Raw genomic sequence first — 15,731 nt, forward strand, 5'->3', positions numbered from 1 at the left:
GCCATAACAAGAGAGGAAGAGACAATGCAGGAAATTGATTTTTATCTGGTGGATGCCTTCAGCGACAAAACCTTTGGTGGCAACGCCGCAGCGGTATGTCCTCTGGAAGAGTGGCTGCCGGACGAGACGCTGCTCAAAATGGCGCAGCAGCATAACCAGTCTGAGACCGCCTTTTTCGTCCGTACCGACGGTGGGTTTGAGCTGCGCTGGTTTACCACGCTGGATGAAATTAACCTGTGCGGCCATGCCACGCTTGCCGCCTCGCACGTTATTTTCGAATACCTTGACTATCCGCACACTGAAATCACCTTCACCACGCGCTTCGTGGGCGAGCTGACGGTTAAACGCAGCGGCGACTGGCTGACGCTGAACTTCCCCGCGTGGTCAACGGAGGTGGTCGAGAACCCACCTGCGCTGTTGTTTAGCGGCCTGGGCATCACAGAGGCAAAAGAGGTGCGAGTTGGACGTGATTACCTGGTGGTGCTGGAGAGCCAGCAGCAGGTAGAAGCGTTAACGCCGGATATTGGGGCAATGCTCCCGCTGGATAAAATGATCTGCGTGACGGCGCCGGGCGATAAATATGACTTCGTCAGCCGCTTTTTCTGCCCGGGCGAAGGGGTGCCCGAAGATCCGGTTACCGGATCTGCCCACAGCATGCTGATCCCTTACTGGAGCGAAAAGCTGGGTAAAACGTCACTCAATGCCCGCCAGGTGTCACACCGTGGCGGGGATCTGCGCTGCGAATTGAAGGGCGACCGCGTGCTGATCGGCGGTCAGGCCACCCTATATCTTAAAGGGCGTGTTTTCCTGCGCTAGCCGAGTGAGGCGCCGCCGCATATCACCATCTCCTGACCGGTGATAGCGGCGGCTTCATTGCTAAGTAAGAAATTCACCAGTCCCGCCACCTCCTCTGGGGCGATCAGACGTCCGATTGGCGGACACTTCGGCGGCGAGGTTTCTCTCCCCGGTGCGCTGAGCATCGGCGTTTGGGTAGCCCCTGGCGCGACCACGTTAGCGGTGATCCCGCGCGGGGCCAGCTCCGCCGCCCAGCTTCTGACCATACCTACCATTGCTGCTTTGGTGGAAACGTACTGCGATCGTCCTGCTGCACCGCGAGAGGTTCTGCTGCCAATCGCCACAAACCGTCCACCTGCGGCCATTGTGGGCGCAAAATGGTTAAACAACGCCTCACAGGCCCGGACGTGGAGTTGCCACAGTGAGGTGCTCACATCGCTTTCGAGCTGGCCCAGGGGCGCAGCGGCCATCATCCCTGCAGCATGGATCACCGCCTGGGGCGTCGCGATGGTTTGCAGGGCGCTGCACAGCGCAGCAGGATCGCTGATATCCACGCGCAGGCCCGTGAAGCCAGGGGCATTCAGCATCACTGCCCGGCGGCTGAGCCCGGTGACCTGCCAGCCTTCCGCCAGTAAACGCTTGACGATGGCTTCACCAATTCCGGAGCTGGCCCCGGTGACGACGGCGTGACGCATGTCAGACCTCCAGCATCGCTCGGGGAATTTTAAACACCGCTTTGCGAACGCTCAGCGGCGCCTCTGCGGCGCACAGCGCCTGGTGGGGTTCTCCAGGACAAAAGACCGCAAAGTCTCCTGCGGCAAGACGGATCCTGACGCTGTGTTCAGCAGGTGAAGTAATAAAGAGATCCGGCTTACGCTCTTCGTCCTCCGGCTTGCCAGTGGGGCGTGCACCAGCATAAATATGTTCTTCTCCTGCCAGCACAACCTGAATATCGGCCCACTGGCGATGGTACTCCGTATGCCGATCTGCACGTGGCTGCGTCTGCGCCGGACCAATCTGGCAAAACCAGGTTGCATTTTCCGGCTGCCAGCGCCCGTCATCGCGTTCGCTGAGCGCCTGCAGCGTGCAGTCCGGACGGGATAGCAGGGCGTACAACGCCGACGGAAGCCCTGCCAGCGGCAGGGCGTTGAGATGACCGATAATCATATGGACTCCTTAACCCATTCCGGGGTCACCCGCACATATTTGATGGCCTGGCGGAAGTAGGTGTACGCGATATGAAGCGCGCCATCGGACCCCTGTTTGATGCTGGGATAGGAGAATTCGCGGTTCAGCTTTTCCAGAGAGTTGTTGGTCATGCAGTAACCATCCCCCTCGTCCAGATGACGCTGCCACGGCCAGGTTTTTCCGCCGTCAGGCGAAATGGCGACGGTCATCGGCGCCCGCGGTGCGCCCCAGAAGGCCGTCCGACCGTGGGTAACAACCGGCTCCTTGCGGTCATCACCATCGTCAATTTCATCGTATAACGAGGCGCGACGTTCCCGCGCCCCGGCGGCGCTCATGGGGTTAAAGACCAGCGCGAGTTCACCGCCCGCAAGCGTGGTCACCTGGATAGAGGAGTTATTATTAGGGAGCTCCGTGGGCTCCGGTACGGACCAGCTTTCGCCGTTATCCGTTGACTGGCTGTAATAGATATTGTCTGCCCAGCGGCTGCGGAACAGGGCGACCAGTGTGCCGTTGAGCAGGCGGGTAATATTCATATGTACGCAGCCGAGGCTTTCCGGTACCTCAACATCGCGCCACGTTTTGCCGCCGTCCCCGGATATTTTTACCGCGCTGATATCGTCGTTTCCGACCCATTTCTCACCTGGTTGGGTACGGCAATAAAACACCGGGAGCAGCCAGTTACCGTTATCCACCACGACAATCGGCTGGCGGATAAACGTGCCCGGTTTATCGAGCAGGGTAGCGATCTCCCCCCAGGTTTTCCCAAGATCCCGGGACTGGCGATAGCGAACGATAGCCGTATCCTGATTACCTGAGATCTGCGCGGTCCACAGCAGCCACAGGACGTTGTCCGGGGCCAGGAACAGAACCGGGTTCTGTTCGGAACGCGTGGCATCGTCCGACAGTTTTACCGCATCACTCCACTGCTGGCTGCCCGGTGCCAGGCGTGACCCCCACACGGAGATATCGGCAATGCCTTCCTGAGTGCCGCCAAACCAGACGCACATCAGCGAGCCATCCGGCAGCGGCAGCAGATTCGCCGCGTGGTTTTGTGGGCAAGAGGAGGGCAGCATGGCGGTTTGCACGTGCGCATCCTGTTGTGGTCGAACAATCCCGTCGCGGGTTACGGTTACAGACATATCAGACTCCATTATTTTGAGCGGGGGTTGGCGCTTTATCCTGCGCTTTTCCCGGAATGAGGCGATCGATCGCCATGATGACGGCAGGGGTCAGCAAGGCAATGTACATATTGTTGATGCCGAAAGGGTCGCCCAGCAGATACCAGACGGAGGTGACGACGCAGGCGCCAATCAGGCCCGCATTGGCACCGCGGGTGCTGCGGAAGAACGGCGCGTAAAACGCAATAACGGCCACCACGGAAATCGACAGGCGAATGGCGCGGGTAAAGAACGAGAGCTTCAGGACTTCAGGTACCAGCAGAACAAAAATCAGCGGCAGGAAACCAATCAGCAGGGAGATCCAGCGGGTGGCCTTAAACTCCTGATCGGGCGTTGGGTTGCGCATCGGCACGTAAAAGTCTTTTACCACCAGGGAGGCGATAGCCAGCGCCACGGTACTGACGCTGACGAAAATAGACGCCACCAGAGAGGTGGTGACCAGGCCGGCCAGCCACGGGTTCATGTCCTGCAGGAAAATCGGCATTGCATACAGGCTGTTAATTTCCGGGTGCAGGTATTTTGCCGCCACCCCAATCACCGCAATGGCCAGCGCAATCGGCAGGCAGAAGAAGAAGGCGACCCAGGTAGAGCGTTTGGCCGATTTCACGTCTTTGGTGGAGGAGATTGCCTGGATTACAAACTGGGTACAGAAGATAGAGCCGATGGTGCCGATGAGCCACGCGAAAATGGTCGACGCACCGATGTTACCGTCCCAGGTCCAGTAGAAGGCCGGCATGTTTTCGATCATTGGCGTAAAGCCGCCGGTTTTGGAGAGCGCAAAACCCATGATAGCCAGGATACCGAAGTATTTCAGCGCGCTGTGCAGTACGGTCACCCAGGCTACCCCCTTCATGCCGCCAAAGGCGAAGTAGAAGGTACTGACGATGGCCGTAATGAAGGCGGCAACGGGCAGGTTGACTTTCAGTACGGTGGAAATAGCCGCTGCGCCGCTGACGTAATTCCCCACGTTAACCAGCAGCAGGGCGTAGATCATGATGACAGAGATAATGTTTTTGGTGCTGTTACCGTATTTTTCAGCAATTGCACCCGAGATGGTGATTTTCCCAGTGTTGTAGATGCGTTTTACCAGCAACAGGCCAAAGAGCGGGAAGCCAATTGCGGCGCCGATGACCGACCATGACGCGGCAAAGCCGTCTTCAAACGCCGCCTGCGCGGTGCCGATGGTGGATTTGGCGCCGATATACTCGGACATCAGCAGGATCCCGACAATAAACGCCGGCATCGCGCGGGAGCCTTCCATAAAATCGCCGGAGTTTTTACTGCGGATCCGGAAGGTCAGCCAGGTGGTGAAAAGGATGTAGGCAATAACAATGCCCACAATGATGAGGGTATCTTCAGCGGTAAAATTATTCATCTTTGCCTCTCTTCAGGGCGAGTGAATCCTGGGCACCTCAGGTACCCGGTATTCTTATTGACGAAACCAACACCGTTTAGTTAAGTGACGTTGTCACTATCCGGCGTATCTCCAGGCACTGCTGCTCGCTAAACGCCACGGCATATCGGCTCTCACCGACGTCTTCCCCCATGATCTGGAGCGCTTTTTTGACTGCGGCAGGGGAAAACGCCACGTTGTACAGGTCGGTGCGCAGTCGGGTGACGCTCTCCTGCGCAAGGCGGGAACCTTCAATGTCACCCGCGTTAAAGCGTGACCAGATGGCGTTGATGGCCGTCGGCGCCACGTTTGCCAGCCCGGAGATGCAGGCCGAACATCCGTCGATGAAGCCCTGGTGGATAAGCGAATCTGGGCCGTTGAGCACGTCGAATCCGTCCATGTCCCTCACCGCATTAAGGAATCCGCGCAGGCTTTCATAGCTCCCGGCACTGTCTTTAATACCGACGATGTTGGGATGTTCGGCCAGCGCGCGTGCGGTAGCGGGTTCAATGGTATTGCCGGTACGCGCTGGAATGTTGTACAGAAATACCGGTACGGCTAGCGCGTCGGCGATAGCGGTGTAGTGCGCGACGAGTTCAGACTGTTTCAGAGGAACGAAGTAAGGGGTAATGACGGAAACGGCATCGACACCCAGCGAGGCGATCTGTCTCCCCAGACGGATGGTTTCGCGGGTCGAAATTTCCCCAATGTGCGCCACGACCGGTGCGCGGCCGGCCACCGTTTCCACGCAGGTGCGGGTGACGGCGATTTTTTCTTCTTCGTTAAGCACGAAGAACTCGCCGTTTGTGCCGCCGCAGAAGATGCCGTTGCCAGCACTGAGTTGACGATCGACCTGTCGTTTCAGGCCCGACAGGTTCAGCGCGCCTTCCGTGTCAAAGGGGGTTACAACGGCCGTTAGCACGCCCCTGATGTTGTTACGCATTACACACTCCTTGGCTATTAATGTTGGGGAAACAGTGTCCGGTAAATCGCCTGCACCTCGTCGTGATTAACCTGACAGGGTGCATTGTTCATGAGCCGCTTAACGTTAAGGGCCGCATCACTGAGGGAGGCGATATCTTCACGGGGTACGCCCAGTGTCTCCAGGTTATCCGGCATGCTGAGTCTGCGGACCAGCGCGGCAAAGTACTCCACCAGCGCGTGGGATTTTTCTTCGTCTGACAGCGACGTATCCGCGCCGGGCACCAAATCCCAGACTTGCGCAAATTTCGTCACGCAGTGGGGACGAACCACGCGCATGCAGGGCGCCAGCAGAATCGCGTTGGCCACCCCGTGAGGCAGGTGATATTTGCCGCCGAGCGGGTAGGACAGGGCGTGAACCAGGTGCGTGCCAGCATGTGCAATGGCGACCCCGCCGTAGTAAGACGCCCACAGCATCTCCAGCTTCGCCAGCAGATTGCCCGGTTCGGCGCAGGCCGTTTCAATGTTGTTGAGCAGCTTAGACAGGCCCATCAGCGCGGCGTTATCGCTAACCGGATTAGCGACCGTTGAGGTGAAACACTCAATCAGATGGCACAGGGCATCAATCCCGGTGGATGAGGCAATGTGTGCGGGCATGCTGGTCGTCAGCTCCGGCAGCAGGGCGACGTAATCGGGCAGCAGGACGGGGGAGATGATGCCCACTTTCGTGCTTTGCTCCGGTATGGCCAGAATGGCATTCGGCGTCGCTTCCGATCCGGTTCCTGCAGTGGCCGGGATCAGCAGTGACGCGATGCGTGCCACCGGTTTTATGCCCGCGAGCAGGTTGTCCAGCCCCGGAGAAAGCGGGTGACAAAGTACTGAAAGCAATTTGGCTACATCCAGTACGCTACCGCCGCCGAGCCCGACGACCAGCCCAAACGTTCCCTTTAACGTCGAGAGCAGTTGGTTAACGTCGTGATGGGTGGGTTCAGGCGGGACATTGTCGATAATCGTGACGCCGCGCTGGTCCTCTTCGAGGATCGCGCGGATCTGCTTTGCTGCCTCCAGACGCGCAATATTGCCGTCCGTCACCAGCAGGATCTGCGTTTTATCAGTAAGTAATGGCCTGATGGCGGCGATGGCATTCGCCCCGCTAATCAGGGTGCTGTTGATCGTAACCACGCTTTTCTCCTGTCTCTGTATCCATGATTGATTTCGCTCAAGCAAGACGCTTCATGGTCATCGTGTGGCTAAATTTATAATTTATTCGCAAACTGATTAACTTGATCTTGCTCACATATAATCAATCATGATTGAATATAATCATTAACGGGAAAGGCTAACCCGAAGTGGGGATGAAAGTGAGCAATGTGAACAGAGAGGTCGTGGTCGTCGCCGATGACTTTACCGGCGCAAATGATGCCGGTGTCAGCCTGGCGCTGTGTGGCAAAAAAGTCAGCGTGGCGTTTCATACACCGTTTACCCAGGCGAGCGATGTGCTGATCGTTAACACCGATTCCCGGGCGCTGAAGGCATCGGAGGCGGCCGAAAGGGTGGCCGCACTCGGGGCTGAAATCGCGGATGCCCGCTGGCTCATTAAAAAGATGGATTCCACGTTGCGTGGCAATGCAGGAGCCGAATCTCAGGTTCTTAAGGCATTAAGCGGCAGGCGGCAGGTGATCGTGGCGCCGGCATACCCGTCAGCAGGGCGGATCACGCGGTACGGCAGGTGTCTGGTAAACGGCGTTCCGGTGAATGAAACCGAATTTGCCAGCGATCCCAAAACGCCTGTCCCGTCTGCCGCTATTGCTGACCTGTTTACCGGGGTGAGCGCTAAAAGCGTGACCGTGAAAACGCTCACTGCCGAACTTGCCCGAGGAACGGAATGGCTCATCGTGGATGCGCACACCGATGAGGAGATGGACGCCATTATCGATGCCGCGTTGGCCTGCTCACAGAGGCCGCTGCTGGTGGGCTCTGCCGGACTATGCGATGCGCTGGCCCGTCATCTGGCCCCGGTTCGGCGTAAACAACTGCTGGCCGTCGTCGGCTCGATGAGTGAGATCGCGCAACGACAGATTGCACTGGCGGTAAGCCAGGCGGACGTCTCGTCGGTACTCATTGATGTGAATGACGCGCTGCGCGGAGACACGTCCGGGTATCTCGAACAGATTGCGCAGGTACTTCAGTCTGGCCATCACTGCATTGTGCATACCTGTGCGGGCCACGAGGCCCGGCATCAGGTCGAGCAACTCTGCCAGCAGTATCGCGTCACCCGCGCAGGCCTGGGCGAAAAAATTTGTACGTTTTTAGGCGAACTGACCCGACAGGTGCTGGCGGCGCAGACGCCTGACGCGCTGTACGTCTCCGGTGGCGACGTGGCGATGGCTGTCGCGAGGGCACTGGATGCTCGGGGGTTTGAGATTACCGGGTGCGTCGCACAGTGCGTGCCAGCCGGAAAATTTCTGGGTTGTGGCTGGCAGCAGCCGGTAATGACCAAAGCAGGGGGCTTCGGAAACGAAGAGACGCTGCTTGAGGTGTTGCATTTTATCGAGGAGAGACTGAGTGACTAAAATTATTGCTGTAACCATGGGTGACCCGGCTGGCATTGGCCCGGAAATCATCATCAAATCCCTCACCGAGGGTGAGTTGTCAGGGGCACCTGTGGTGGTTGTGGGCTGCGCCAGAACGCTGCAGCGGGTGCTTGAGAAAGGAATCACCGGGCAGGCGGATATCCGCACTATCGACGCGGTCAGCGGCGCGCGCTTTGCCGCTGGCGTGATTAACGTGCTTGATGAACCGCTGGCCGATCCTGATGCACTGAAGCCGGGTATCGTTCAGGCTGAGGCCGGGGATCTGGCTTATCGCTGCGTGAAGCGTGCTACCGAACTGGCGATGGCGGGTGAGGTGAAGGCGATTGCAACGGCTCCCCTGAATAAAGAGGCGCTGCACCTGGCCGGGCATCTCTATCCGGGTCATACCGAGCTGCTGGCGCATCTGACCGACAGCAAAGATTACGCCATGGTGCTGTATACGGACAAACTGAAGGTGATTCACATCACGACCCACATTGCGTTGCGCAAATTCCTTGATACGCTCAATCAGGATCGGGTAAAAACCGTGATTGGGATTGCGGATAGATTCCTGAAACGCGTCGGCTTTCAACAACCGCGCATTGCGGTTGCCGGCGTTAACCCGCATGCGGGTGAAAACGGCCTGTTTGGCGATGAAGAGATCAAGATTGTCGGCCCGGCTGTCGACGCGATGAAAGCGCAGGGGTTAAACGTCACCGGACCGTGTCCACCGGATACGGTATTTATGCAATGCCACGAAGGTATGTATGACATGGTCGTTGCGATGTATCACGATCAAGGGCATATTCCGCTAAAATTACTCGGCTTTTATGACGGGGTGAATATCACCGCCGGCTTGCCGTTTATCCGTACCTCTGCGGACCACGGTACCGCATTCGATATTGCCTGGACCGGCAAAGCGAAGTCTGAGAGCATGACGGTGTCTATCCAGTTGGCTATGCAAATTACACGGGAATGATATGAAGGGATATAACCGGTTAGAGCAGATAATGGATTACCTGAAAGGGCACAATCTGGTGACGGTGGATCAGCTGGTGGCAATTACCGATGCCTCTCCGGCGACGATCCGCAGGGATTTGATAAAGCTCGATCAGGAAGGTGTCATTAGCCGTACCCATGGCGGCGTTACCCTTAACCGGTTTATTCCTTCCCAGCCCACAACGCATGAAAAAATGCAGCGCAGTCTGGCAGAAAAACACGCCATCGCCAGCGCGGCGGCAAGCTTTGTTAAAGCGGGCGACGCCATTGTTCTTGATGCTGGCACCACGATGATTGAACTCGCTCGCCAACTTACGCATCTGCCGCTTCGCGTCATCACCAGCGACTTGCACATCGCGCTGTTTCTCTCGGAATTCCGTCAGATTGAAGTGACGATAATTGGCGGGCGTATTGATGATTCAAGTCAGTCCTGCATCGGTGAGCACGGGCGTCGCTTGCTGCAGAACGTGTGGCCAGACGTGGCTTTCGTTAGCTGTAACGGATGGGATATCACCCGCGGCATTACCTCACCAACGGAAGAGAAGGCTGCCTTAAAGCGGGATCTGATTGCCAATGCAAAACGTCGCGTGCTGCTGGCGGACAGTACCAAGTACGGAGCCTGGTCGTTGTTTAACGTGGCGCATCTTAATACCCTGACGGATATCGTCACGGACAGCAGGCTGGACGAAGCGACACAGGCCGGGTTGAGGGCGTTAGATGTCCAGTTGACGCTGGCGTCATGACATAAGTTAATACTATGTAGCACCCAGGCAGGCCTGCGCTATGTTGAAATTTAGCCTCATAAAAAAGCAAGGAGCCTGCCATGTATTCCATTACCTCTGAATCTGCACGTCATCCGGACATTCTTAGCCTGATCGCGGCGCTTGACCGCTATCAGAGCGAACTCTATCCCGCAGAAAGCAACCATCTGCTCGATCTGGCTGCGCTGCCGGAAGCCTCGCTGATCCTGATGATCATTCGCGACCAGCAGCTTCACGCCGTGGGCTGTGGCGCTATCGTGCTCAACGGTGACGGAACGGGGGAGATGAAGCGGGTCTATATCGATCCGGCTCATCGCGGGCAGCATCTGGGAGAGACGCTGCTGGCCGCCCTGGAAGATGAGGCCCTGAGCCGTCATTGTCATACCGTAAGGCTGGAGACGGGCATCAAACAGCATGCCGCGGTGCGTCTTTATGAACAGTGCGGATACGATTTGCGTCCGGCGTTTGCCCCGTACGTTGACGACCCGCTCAGCCTGTTTATGGAGAAGGCGCTGGTTGAAGACGTTCGCTTAGCAGCGCTATAAAAGCTTCCAGCTGGCGGGTCATCGCCCCGCGTCGCCACACCAGCCAGGTGGTGAGCCAGCGCCAGTTTTCCGCCAGCGGCCAGGCTTCCACCTGTTGATGCCCAGGCATACTCTCCAGCATCGAGCGCGGCATCAGTGCGATGCCCGCGCCCGCAATGACGCAGGCGAGCATGCCGTGATAGGACTCCATCTCATGAATGCGGCCGGGCGTGGCGCGGTCAGCGTGAAACCAGCTCTCCAGGTGTCGGCGATACGAGCAGTTGGCGCGAAAGGCATAGACGTCGCTGCCGCTGACCTGCGCGGCGCGCGTCACCTCAACATGCCCGGCAGGCGTGACCAGCATCATCTCTTCCCGGTAGACCGGCATGCCTTCCAGCTCCGGGTGCGAAAGCGGACCGTCGACGAAGGCGGCGCTTAGGGTTCCCTCCAGTACGCCATCAATCATCGTCCCGGAAGGCCCGGTAGAAAGGGCAAACTGAATACGCGGATAGCGCTGGTTAAACTGCGCCAGCGTTTCAGGAATGCGCACGGCGGCGGTGCTTTCCAGCGCGCCGAGGGCAAATAACCCCTGCGGCTCATCCCCCGCGACAACCATGCGCGCTTCATCCACCAGGGCGAGGATCTGCCTGCTGTAGCGCAGGAAGTTATGGCCAGCCGGGGATAAGCGCAAACGCTGGTTCTCACGAATAAACAGCTCAACGCCCAGATCGGCTTCCAGCTGGCGGATGCGGGTCGTCAGGTTAGACGGCACGCGATGCACCTTCTGCGCCGCCTGGGTGATGCTGCCCGTCAGCGCGACGGCGTTAAACATTTCAAGCTGGGTTAAGTCCATGGCATTCTCGTTTCGTGAATAAGGTGGTTAGTATTATTCATTTTTAAGAAATAGCAGAGTGAGCCACAATCAATCAACCGAAATGCGTGGAGAACATCATGAAATATTCATCTGCTACACATGCCCTCTCTGTTAACCCGGCAACGGGTGAAACCCTCGCTGCGTATCCCTGGGAGACGCCGGAAGAGGTTGAACGCGCGATTTCTCAGTCCGACGCGGGCTATCGCCAGTGGCGACGCGAAAGCGTGTCCCACCGGGCGCAGAAGCTGCGGGATCTCGGCGCCGCGCTGCGAAACCGCGCGGAAGAGATGGCGCAGATTATCTCCCGTGAAATGGGCAAGCCCATCCTGCAGGCGCGAGCGGAAGTGGCAAAGTCCGCCGGTCTGTGTGACTGGTATGCCGAGCACGGCCCGGCAATGCTGCGTGCGGAGCCGACGCTGGTGGAAAACCAGAACGCGGTCATTGAATACCGTCCGCTGGGGCCGATTCTCGCGGTGATGCCGTGGAACTTCCCGCTCTGGCAAGTGCTGCGCGGCGCGGTGCCAATTCTGCTGGCCGGTAACAGCTATCTGCTCAAACATGCGCCCAACGTGCTCGGCTCTGCGGATCTTATTGGGCAGATCTTTGCGGATGCGGGTTTCCCTGAAGGCGTGTTCGGCTGGGTGAACGCCACCAATGACGGCGTAAGCCAGGCGATTAACGATCGTCGTATTGCGGCGGTGACCGTCACCGGCAGCGTGCGTGCCGGGGCAGCCATTGGTGCTCAGGCAGGAGCCGCGCTGAAAAAATGCGTTCTTGAACTGGGCGGCTCAGACCCGTTCATCGTTCTCAACGATGCCGACCTGGATCTCGCCGTGAAGGCGGCGGTAGCGGGTCGCTACCAGAATACCGGGCAGGTGTGCGCGGCGGCAAAACGCTTCATTGTGGAAGAGGGTATTGCGGACACCTTTACCCAACGCTTTGTCGATGCGGTTGCGGCCCTGAAGCTGGGCGCTCCGGACCAGGAAGAAAACTACCTGGGCCCGATGGCGCGTTTCGATCTGCGCGATGAACTGCATCAGCAGGTACAGGCGACGCTGGCAGAAGGGGCAACGCTGCTGCTGGGCGGTGAGAAAATCAGCGGCGAGGGGAATTACTATGCGCCAACCGTGCTGGCGAATGTCACCCCGTCGATGACGGCGTTCCGCCAGGAGCTGTTTGGTCCGGTCGCGGCCATTACCGTCGCGAAAGACGCGGAGCATGCCTTGATGCTTGCCAACGACAGCGACTTTGGCCTGTCCGCCACCGTCTTTACCGCTGACGCAGCGCTTGCGGATAAATTCTCCCGCGAGCTGGAGTGCGGTGGCGTGTTTATCAACGGCTTTAGCGCCAGCGATGCGCGCGTGGCTTTTGGTGGCGTGAAGAAAAGCGGTTTCGGCCGCGAGCTTTCCCACTTTGGCTTGCACGAGTTCTGTAACGTGCAGACGGTGTGGAAGGATCGCGTGTAATCCTTAATTTCGGCCCTCGTCGTGAGGGCCGTTGTCATTATTCTGCCATGGTTCTGTCATTTTCATTTCGTAGACTCGCACGCGTCTAACGCCTTGTAAATGAAGCTAATTATGAACCTAACGCAAATTTTCCGCCGTATTGCGCAGCGTCTCACCCCTCGTCACTTTGGCCTGTTGACGGGCATCTTTTGCATCATTGGCCTTTTCTCCGCGCTGCAGCTCTCCTCGTCACTCCTGCTTAACGCCTCCCTGAACAACGCCCAGCGCAACGAGCAGCAAAACCTGCTGGCCTGGCAGCAGCAGAGCAAGCTGGATCTGGCCCGTGTTTCCCTACTGGCGGCAAGCGATCTGCTTAACCGGTCCGGCGTCTGGTTTATGCAGGATAAAGAGACCGGATCCGACGGAAGCTGGCATAGCCTGATGGACGATGCGCAAAAGGCGCTGACGGTTTCTCAGCAGGCGTGGAAGGCCTGGCTGGCGCTGAATCCGCCGAAAGATGACGCGCTGGTGAACAGCTATCAGCTTTTCTACGGTGCGATTAAAGAGCAGGCTGAAGGTCTGGTAAAAGACAACACCATCGACGCTTTTTTTGCCGTCCCGGCGCAGGCGTTTCAGACGGATTTTAACGACAACTATGCGCGCTATCAGCAGGCAAGCGAGAAGCAGGCCATGCAGGGGCGTCAGAGCCTCATGGCGCAGCTCTCAGGATTGCAAACGTTGTTCCTGTTTGCGCCGGTGCTGTTGCTCGCTATCGCCGCTGTCGTCTGGTTCGGCATGTCCAGATGGGTGATTACGCCGCTGCGTCGGTTGATTGCGCATATCAACCGGCTGGCGGCAGGGGATCTCTCCGGCACGCCGCCGGACGTCATGCGCTTCAACCGGGAGATAGGGCAGCTTAGCGACAGTATTGCCACGATGCAGCACGGTCTGCAGCAGCTGGTCACGCAGGTCAGCCATGCCACGGCTACCATGGTGGAGAACATTGGCTCCCTGGCACAGGGTAACCAGAAGCTGTATCAGCAGTCGGCACGCCAGGCGAAAGAGCTTGAGGATGTGACGGCGCATATCGCGGCGCTGGAAAACCATGTGGAAGGGAATACCGGCTATGCCAGACTCGCCAGCTCGCGGGCGGATGAAGCGCGTCAGGCCGCCGCGGGGGGAGACCAGATGATGTCGACGGTAAACGCGTCCATGCAGGCGATCGTCGACCGATCGTCCGAGATGCGCGGGATCGTGGCGATGATCGACAGCGTGGCGTTTCAGACCAACATCCTGGCGCTGAATGCGGCCATCGAGGCGGCCCATGCCGGAAACCAGGGGCGCGGTTTTGCCGTCGTCGCCCGGGAGGTTGGATTGCTGGCCAGAAAGAGCAGCCACTCGACGCAGACCATTCAGGAGCTGATCAACCGCTCGGTTCAGGGCATTGAAGACGGTTCCCGTGCCGTCACCCTGATGGAAGAGAATCTGCAGCAGGTCACCGGTCTGGTGGGCAATTTAAGCAGTTTGCTGAATGAGATCTCCACCGCCACCCTCAGCCAGGGAGAGAGTATTCACCAGATGACCCGCCAGCTTCAGGCGCTGAACCAGGTCTCCCGTCAGACGGACCTGCTGGTATCTGACGCCTCGGATGCCTCTGAGCGACTGCAAAAGCAATCCGATCTTTTATTGCAGGCCGTTTCGCGTTTTCGTCTTAGCGCCTGACGCAATACATAAGCCTCTGTTATACTCGCAGCCCGTTTTAGCCTGAGGGCAAGGAGCAAAGTGTGGCTGCGGTCATCCATAATGAGATGTTGGACGAGATTCTGGCGCAGGTTCGTCCGTTAATTGGAAAGGGGAAGGTTGCCGACTATATTCCGGCCCTTGCCTCGGTCAGCGGGAATAAGCTGGGCATTGCTATCTGTACTATCGACGGACAGCGATACCAGGCAGGGGATGCAACAGAACGTTTTTCCATTCAGTCCATTTCGAAAGTGCTCAGTCTGGTTGCGGCGATGCGCCAGTATGAAGAAGACGAGATCTGGCAGCGGGTGGGCAAAGATCCGTCCGGCCAGCCTTTTAACTCGCTGCTTCAGCTCGAGATAGAACAGGGTAAACCGCGAAATCCCTTTATCAACGCCGGGGCGCTGGTGGTCTGCGATATGCTGCAAAGCCGCCTCAGCGCACCACGTCAGCGAATGCTTGAGATTGTGCGTCAGCTCTCGGGCGTTGATGATATTACCTATGATACGGTTGTGGCACGCTCGGAGTTTGAACACTCTGCCCGTAACGCGGCCATCGCCTGGCTGATGAAATCCTTCGGTAATTTCCACAACGACGTGGCGACAGTGCTGCAAAACTACTTCCATTACTGCGCCCTGAAGATGAGCTGCGTTGAGCTGGCTCAGACGTTTCTGTTCCTTGCGCACCAGGGGCACGCGCCGCATCTCGATCAGGAAGTCGTTTCGCCGCTTCAGGCTCGTCAGGTTAACGCGCTAATGGCCACCAGCGGGATGTATCAAAACGCCGGCGAGTTTGCCTGGCGCGTTGGGCTTCCGGCTAAATCGGGCGTTGGCGGCGGGGTCGTGGCGATTGTGCCGCATGAAATGGCGATAGCCGTCTGGAGCCCGGAGCTGGATGAAACGGGAAATTCGCTTGCCGGCGTGGCGGTTCTGGAGAAACTGACCCAGCGTCTGGGACGTTCAGTATACTGATGCCCGATCTGGATCCTCTCTTTTCCCGTCTGGCGCGATCGACATTTCGCTCGCGCTTTCGGTTAGGCGATAAAGAACGACAGTACTGCTGGGACAAAGGCCCCGAAACCATTGACCAGCATGCCGCGGATTTTGTCGAAAAGCGCCTTGCGCCTGCACAACCCGCAAATGACGGTAAACAGACGCCTATGCGCGGTCACCCGGTGTTTATCGCCCAGCATGCCACCGCCACCTGTTGTCGGGGCTGCCTGGCAAAATGGCATAACATTCCACAGGGTGTAACGCTCACCGCGCCGCAAAAAAATTATATCGTCAGCGTTATCCACCACTGGCTGGTGCTGCAGATGAACGCCTAAATTTGACGAGTTA

The 15,731-nt window shown here is 58.0% G+C and carries 16 protein-coding genes; 9 read left to right on the forward strand and 7 right to left on the reverse strand.

Annotation, left to right across the window (positions count from 1 at the left end; translation table 11 throughout):
• Positions 1–24: 24 nt before the first annotated feature.
• Complete coding sequence (locus AC0TN7_RS22720) at positions 25–816, forward strand: PhzF family phenazine biosynthesis protein (protein WP_024908451.1); 792 nt, start codon at positions 25–27, stop codon at positions 814–816.
• On the opposite strand, the gene AC0TN7_RS22725 is transcribed toward AC0TN7_RS22720, so the two are convergent.
• The 6 genes from AC0TN7_RS22725 to AC0TN7_RS22750 form a co-directional block, all read right to left on the reverse strand.
• Complete coding sequence (locus AC0TN7_RS22725) at positions 813–1,490, reverse strand: SDR family NAD(P)-dependent oxidoreductase (RefSeq protein WP_023311779.1); 678 nt, start codon at positions 1,488–1,490, stop codon at positions 813–815. The two genes, AC0TN7_RS22720 and AC0TN7_RS22725, sit on opposite strands and share 4 nt — an antisense overlap.
• Before the next feature lies 1 nt (position 1,491).
• Entirely contained in the window at positions 1,492–1,962 is a 471-nt protein-coding gene (locus tag AC0TN7_RS22730; RefSeq protein WP_024908452.1) for a NanQ anomerase/TabA/YiaL family protein, read from the reverse strand.
• Positions 1,959–3,122, reverse strand: coding sequence for a sialidase family protein (locus AC0TN7_RS22735; RefSeq protein ID WP_024908453.1), 1,164 nt, complete (start codon positions 3,120–3,122; stop codon positions 1,959–1,961). The genes AC0TN7_RS22730 and AC0TN7_RS22735 overlap by 4 nt, the downstream gene beginning before the upstream one ends.
• 1 nt (position 3,123) lies before the next feature.
• Complete coding sequence (locus tag AC0TN7_RS22740; RefSeq protein ID WP_024908454.1) at positions 3,124–4,536, reverse strand: sodium:solute symporter family protein; 1,413 nt, start codon at positions 4,534–4,536, stop codon at positions 3,124–3,126.
• Between the two features lie 76 nt (positions 4,537–4,612).
• Positions 4,613–5,497, reverse strand: a complete 885-nt coding sequence (locus AC0TN7_RS22745; protein ID WP_473702483.1) for a dihydrodipicolinate synthase family protein — start codon at positions 5,495–5,497, stop codon at positions 4,613–4,615.
• 17 nt (positions 5,498–5,514) lie between these two features.
• On the reverse strand, positions 5,515–6,657 hold the full coding sequence (locus AC0TN7_RS22750; protein ID WP_473702484.1) for an iron-containing alcohol dehydrogenase: 1,143 nt from the start codon (positions 6,655–6,657) through the stop codon (positions 5,515–5,517).
• A gap of 173 nt (positions 6,658–6,830) precedes the next feature.
• Between AC0TN7_RS22750 and dtnK the strand changes: the two genes are divergently transcribed.
• The 4 genes from dtnK to AC0TN7_RS22770 all read left to right on the forward strand — a co-directional run bounded on the left by dtnK (position 6,831) and on the right by AC0TN7_RS22770 (position 10,353).
• On the forward strand, positions 6,831–8,048 hold the full coding sequence (gene dtnK, locus AC0TN7_RS22755; RefSeq protein ID WP_024908457.1) for a D-threonate kinase: 1,218 nt from the start codon (positions 6,831–6,833) through the stop codon (positions 8,046–8,048).
• On the forward strand, positions 8,041–9,027 hold the full coding sequence (locus AC0TN7_RS22760) for a D-threonate 4-phosphate dehydrogenase (RefSeq protein ID WP_024908458.1): 987 nt from the start codon (positions 8,041–8,043) through the stop codon (positions 9,025–9,027). The genes dtnK and AC0TN7_RS22760 overlap by 8 nt, the downstream gene beginning before the upstream one ends.
• A gap of 1 nt (position 9,028) precedes the next feature.
• Positions 9,029–9,790 (forward strand): DeoR/GlpR family DNA-binding transcription regulator, encoded by a 762-nt coding sequence (locus AC0TN7_RS22765; RefSeq protein ID WP_024908459.1) that lies wholly within the window; start codon positions 9,029–9,031, stop codon positions 9,788–9,790.
• An 80-nt stretch (positions 9,791–9,870) separates the two neighbouring features.
• On the forward strand, positions 9,871–10,353 hold the full coding sequence (locus tag AC0TN7_RS22770) for a GNAT family N-acetyltransferase (RefSeq protein WP_417927386.1): 483 nt from the start codon (positions 9,871–9,873) through the stop codon (positions 10,351–10,353).
• Here AC0TN7_RS22770 and ptrR read toward each other — a convergent pair.
• Entirely contained in the window at positions 10,307–11,185 is an 879-nt protein-coding gene (gene ptrR, locus AC0TN7_RS22775; protein WP_473702485.1) for a putrescine utilization regulator PtrR, read from the reverse strand. The genes AC0TN7_RS22770 and ptrR overlap by 47 nt on opposite strands.
• A 98-nt stretch (positions 11,186–11,283) precedes the next feature.
• Between ptrR and sad the strand changes: the two genes are divergently transcribed.
• The 4 genes from sad to AC0TN7_RS22795 all read left to right on the forward strand — a co-directional run bounded on the left by sad (position 11,284) and on the right by AC0TN7_RS22795 (position 15,718).
• A complete protein-coding gene (sad, locus tag AC0TN7_RS22780) occupies positions 11,284–12,672 on the forward strand; it encodes a succinate-semialdehyde dehydrogenase (RefSeq protein WP_463726696.1) in 1,389 nt (462 codons plus the stop codon).
• A gap of 111 nt (positions 12,673–12,783) precedes the next feature.
• Positions 12,784–14,373 carry a methyl-accepting chemotaxis protein gene (locus AC0TN7_RS22785; RefSeq protein WP_463726697.1) on the forward strand — a complete coding sequence of 530 codons (1,590 nt, stop codon included), beginning with the start codon at positions 12,784–12,786 and terminating at the stop codon, positions 14,371–14,373.
• 62 nt (positions 14,374–14,435) lie between these two features.
• Positions 14,436–15,362, forward strand: a complete 927-nt coding sequence (gene glsB / locus AC0TN7_RS22790) for a glutaminase B (protein WP_024908464.1) — start codon at positions 14,436–14,438, stop codon at positions 15,360–15,362.
• The gene (locus tag AC0TN7_RS22795; protein WP_024908465.1) at positions 15,362–15,718 is read left to right on the forward strand and encodes a DUF4186 domain-containing protein; all 357 of its coding nucleotides are present in this window, start codon (positions 15,362–15,364) and stop codon (positions 15,716–15,718) included. Before glsB ends, AC0TN7_RS22795 begins: the two co-directional genes overlap by 1 nt.
• The last annotated feature ends 13 nt before the right edge of the window (positions 15,719–15,731 follow it).

The sequence above is a fragment of the Enterobacter sp. PL_is511 genome (assembly GCF_055816065.1).